Genomic DNA, 5,050 nt, shown 5'->3' on the forward strand with positions numbered 1-5,050 from the left:
GGCCGGGTCGGCGGGCGGGTTGGGGTAGTTCTCGTAGACCACGAGCGTGTCGAAGACCGCGCCGGGACCGGCCAGCCTCTGGATCTCGGAGAGGCCGAAGTGCTGATGTGCCATGAGCGCGGCCTGGCGCTCCTGGAGCCGGGCCAGCATCCGGGAGACCGGCTCCGCGCCTTCGAGCGGTACGCGTACCGGCAGGGTGTTGATGAGCAGGCCCACCATCGACTCCACACCCGGCAGTTCCGCCGGGCGGCCCGCGACGGTCGCGCCGAACACCACGTCCGTACGCCCCGCCAGACGCGCGAGGACCAGCGCCCACGCGCCCTGGACGACGGTGTTCACCGTCAGCCCCTGCGCGCGGGCCGTCTCCGCGAGGGCCCGGGTGGTCTCCTCGGGGAGCCGTACTAGGTGTTCGTCCGGCAGCACCGGGGTCCCGCCCGCGTCCGCGGGGGCCACGAGGGTCGGCTCGTCGGCCCCGGCAAGCTCCGCACGCCAGGCATCCCGCGCGGCCTCCTTGTCCTGGCGGCCGAGCCACACCAGGTAATCCCCGTAGGACGCGGCCGGTTTGAGTACGGAGGCGTCGCCGCCCGCCGCGTAGACCTGTGACAGCTCGCCCAGCAGGACGGGCATCGACCAGCCGTCCATCAGGAGGTGGTGCGAGGTCACGATGAGCCGGTGCCGGTGGTCGGCGAGGCGGATCAGCAGCAGCCGGAGCAGCGGTGGCGCCGACAGGTCAAGGCGCTCCGCACGTTCGCGCGCGGCCAGCTTCTCGACCCGGGCCGGGCGGTCGGCCGCCGGGTGCGCGGAGAGGTCGGCCTCGCGCCAGGGCAACGTGACGTTCCGGGTGATGAGTTGGACCGCCTCGCCCGACTTCCTGCGGTGGAAGCTGGCCCGCAGCGCCGCGTGCCGGTCCAGGAGCGCTTGCCATGAGGTCCGTAACCGGCCCGCGTCCAGGGGGCCTTCGACGTCGAGCGTGAACTGCACGGCGTAGACATCGGGGCCGCTGTCGTCGAAGTCGGCGTGGAACAGCAGGCCTTCCTGTAGCGGTGACAGCGGCCACACTCCCGCCAGGGCGGAGCCGTGGGCCGAACTCTGCGCGGCGGTCGATGACTTCACCGGGACAGACCCTCCTCTAGCTTGGCTGCTATCGCTTCGAACTGGTCGACCTCGTCCTGTTCGAGGTCGAGGAGGTGGAAGTCGGAAGGCGTGTGCCCGCCCGCGGCGGGCTGGCCGGTGTGCGCGGCGAGGCCGCCGAGCATCGCCACCCAGCTCCGGCCAAGGCGCTCCACGTCGGTCTCGTCGAGGAGCCGTCCCGGCCAGCTGAGGGTGACGGTCAGCTCGGGCCCTTCCGGGGTGTCCCTGACCACCGCGAGGCCTTCCACCACGTGCATGGCGGGCAGGTCGGGTTCGGTGGAGCCGCCGACCGCGGCGGCCCCGGCCTGCTGCCAGGGGTCGACGGTGCCCGCCGCTCCCGCGGCGAACCTGCCGAGGTAGTTGAAGCCGATCTGCGCGGCCGGCGCGGCCGCGAGGACCGGGCCCGTGCCGGGGTTGAGCCTGCGGAGCAGTTCGTAGCCGAGGCCGTCCCCGGGGACCGCCCGGACCTGCTCCTTCACGGCCTTGACCAACGTACCGGCGGCCGGGCCGCCTGCCATAGCGTCGTCCAGGTCGGCACCGGTCACCGCGAGGCGGACCGGGTGCACGGAGGTGAACCAGCCGACGGTTCGGGACAGGTCCGCGCCCTCCAGCGGTTCGCGGCCGTGGCCCTCGACCTCCACCAGGAGCCCGGTGGCGGTCTCGGGGCGCCAGTGGGCGATCGCGCCCGCCAGGGTGGCGAGGAGCACCTCGCGCACACCGCAGTGGAAGACGCCCGGAGTCCGGCCCACCAGGGTGGCCGCCTGCTGGGGCGGCAGGGTCCATGAGTGGCGGCGGAGGGTCAGCGCGGTGTCGATCGCCGGATCCAACGCCCTTTTGCCCAGTGGGGGTTGGGGGTCTCCGAGGAGAGCGGTCCAGTCGTCCAGTTCGGCGATCCGGCTGTCGTCGTGCGCCTGCGTGGCGAGCAGGTGCGCCCAGCGCCGGAACGACGTGCCGACCGGGTCGAGCGCCGGTTCGCGCCCGGTGGCGGCCGCCTCGCAGGCCGCCCTCAGGTCGGGGAGCAGCACCCGCCAGGAGACTCCGTCGACCACCAGGTGGTGGACGACCAGCACGATCCTGCCTGTGCGGCCGGGCCCTGCGTCCACCCATACGGCCTGCGCCAGCACGCCGTGCGCCGGGTCGAGGCGCAGTGCCGCCTCCTGCGCGGCGCGTCCCGCCATCTCGTCGAGCGTGCTGGGGTCCCTCAGCGTGTCGGCGCCGAGAGGCACGTCGTCGCCCAACGGCACGCCGGGCTCCGGTGCGGCTACCTGTACGTCGGCCTCCCGTGCGTCGGCCTCCGCCACGCCTTCCCGCACGCCGACCGCGTCCACGCGCGTGACCAGGCTCTCCGGGTCCACTGACCCCGGCTCGCCGACGATCAGCTTCGACTCGCCGGGTACGGTCCGCGCCCGCAGCATGTCGTGCGTGTCGAGCAGGGCGCCGAGACCGGCCGCCAGCACGTCGAGGCCGAGCCCGGCGGGCGCGCCGACGGTCGTCCACTGGGCGAAGCGTGCGCCCGCGGCGCGTTCGCCGAAGGCCCGCATCACCGGCGTCCAGGGCACCTCCCCGACACCGACGTCGTCGACGGCGCGTTCCTCCGCCCCCGCCGCCGCCACGACGGCCGCGAGGCGCTCGGGCGTCTTCTCCTCGAAGACGTGCCGGGGCGTCATGACGAGGCCTGCCCGGCGGGCCCGCGACACCAGCTGCATCGAGCTGATCGAGTCACCGCCCAGCTCGAAGAAGCCGTCGTCGGCGCCGACGCGTTCGAGCCGCAGCATCTCGGCGAAGAGGTCGCACAGAATGCGCTCGGTCTCCGTACGCGGTTCCCGGCCCGAGGCGCGCTCGGCGAAGTCGGGCGCGGGCAGCGCGGCCCGGTCCAGTTTGCCGTTGGCGGTCAGCGGCAGCGCGTCGAGGACCAGGACCGCCGTCGGCACCATGTGTTCCGGAAGCAGGCCCGCGGCGTGCGCGCGTACGGCCCGCCCGTCCACCGTCCGCGGGTCGGCGGCCACATAGCCGATGAGGCGGCGCTCGCCCGGGCGGTCCTCGCGGACCGTGACCACCGCCTCGCGCACCCCGGGGCAGCCGGCGAGGGCGGACTCGATCTCGCCGGGTTCGATGCGGTGTCCGCGGATCTTCAGCTGGTCGTCGGCGCGGCCCGCGAAGACCAGTTCGCCCTCGCTGGTCCACCGCACGACGTCCCCGGTGCGGTACATCCGCTCCCCCGCCCCGAACGGGCTTGCGACGAAGCGTTCCGCGGAGAGCGCCGAGCGCCCCAGATAGCCGCGCGCGAGCCCGGCCCCGGCGACATACAGCTCGCCCGGCACGCCGACGGGCACCGGCCGCAGTGCCGTGTCCAGCGCGTACACGCGGGTGTTGGCGATCGGGCCGCCGATCGGCGCCGTACCGTCGCCGTCGTGCCGGACCGCGCTCACCGTGGAGATGATCGTCGCCTCGGTGACGCCGTACTGCTGGTACATGGCGCGGCCCCGGCGCCAGCGGCGGCGCGCCTCGGCCGGCATGGGCTCGCCGCCGATGATCAGCAGGCGCAGCTCCGGTACGTCCTCGGCGTCCATCTGCATCAGATACGTCGGTGTCGTCGCCAGGTGGGTGACGCGTCGCGCCCGCATCAGGTGGGTCAGCTCCTCGCCGGAGGCATCCAGTTTCGACGGGGCGAGGACCAGCCGTGCGCCCGCGCACAGCGTCGGCCAGATGTCCGCCATGGAGACGTCGAAGCTCGGTGAGACCAGCTGCAGGACGCGGCTGTGCTCGTCGAGCGCGTACCGCCGGAGGTTGTCCTCGACGACGTTGCGCAGGCCGTGGTGGGAGACGGCGACACCCTTCGGGGTGCCTGTCGAGCCCGAGGTGTAGATCACGTACGCGGCGTTGTCCCCCGTCAGTGGCGCCAGGCGCTCGACGGGGCGCAGCGGGTCGGGCGCGTACGAGGCCATGTCCTCGGCGACCGTGGGGTCGTCCATGACGACGACGCGGCGGGCGGGGCGTGGATGTCCTGCCGCCGAGCCGGCGGGCCTTGCCGTGCCCATTCCGGCGGCGTCCGTCGGCACCGCGCCCCGTGTCGTCTTCGTGCACAGCACCACCGCCGGATCGGAGTCCTCCAGGAGATGCGTCACCCGCTCCGCCGGGTACTCCGGGTCCACCGGGACGAAGACCCCGCCGGCCATCGAGACGGCGACGAGCGCCACCATCATCGCCACCGACCGTTCGACCACGACCGCCACCCGGCATTCGGGGCCCACGCCCGTGTCGACCAGATACCGGGCGAGCTGTGCCGCCTCGGCCGCCAGCTCCCCGTAGGTCAGCGCGTCTTCCCCCGACGCGCCGGATTCGACCGCCACCGCGTGCGGGGACCGCGCCGCGCGATCCTCGAAGAGGTCGACGACCGTCGAGGGGGGCACCGGCAGGGCGGAGTCGTTCCAGTGCTCCACCACCTGTGCGCGTTCGGCCGCCGTGAGGACGTCCACGTCGCTGAGCCGGATCTCCGGGTCGGCGGCGACTTGTTCGAGTACGTACACCAGGCGCTCGGCCAGCATGCCGGCCGTGGCGTCGTCGAACAGGTCGGTGGCGTAGAGGATCTCGCCGTCCAGACCGGCCGGGGCGCCGAGCGCGTCGCGCCGCTCGACCATGGACACCGCCAGGTCGAACCGGGCCGCGAGCCTCGGCGGCAGCGGCGCGGGGCGCACTCGTACGCCGGGCAGGTCCCAGGTGGCCTCGGGCACGTTCTGGAGTGCCAGCATCACCTGGAACAGGGGGGTGCGGGAGAGGGACCTGGACGGGTTGAGTTCTTCGACGAGGCGTTCGAAGGGCACGTCCTGGTGGGCGTACGCGGCCAGATCGGTGGCCCGCACCCGCTCCAGCAGCTCCGCGAACGTCGGATCACCACTCAGATCCGTCCGCAGCACCAGCG

Annotated in this window: 2 protein-coding genes; both read right to left on the minus strand. The window is 73.6% G+C overall.

Going from position 1 to position 5,050, the window contains the following annotated elements; genetic code table 11:
* The coding region (locus GKQ77_RS27365) for a condensation domain-containing protein (RefSeq protein WP_308117807.1) at nucleotides 1–1,113 on the minus strand (1,113 nt) is incomplete at its 3' end.
* Nucleotides 1,110–5,050: non-ribosomal peptide synthetase (locus tag GKQ77_RS27370; RefSeq protein ID WP_219691606.1), on the minus strand; the 3,941-nt coding region annotated here is incomplete at its 5' end. The genes GKQ77_RS27370 and GKQ77_RS27365, both read right to left, overlap by 4 nt.

It is taken from the genome of Streptomyces anatolicus, from assembly GCF_019400875.1.
Taxonomy (GTDB): Bacteria; Actinomycetota; Actinomycetes; order Streptomycetales; family Streptomycetaceae; genus Streptomyces; species Streptomyces anatolicus.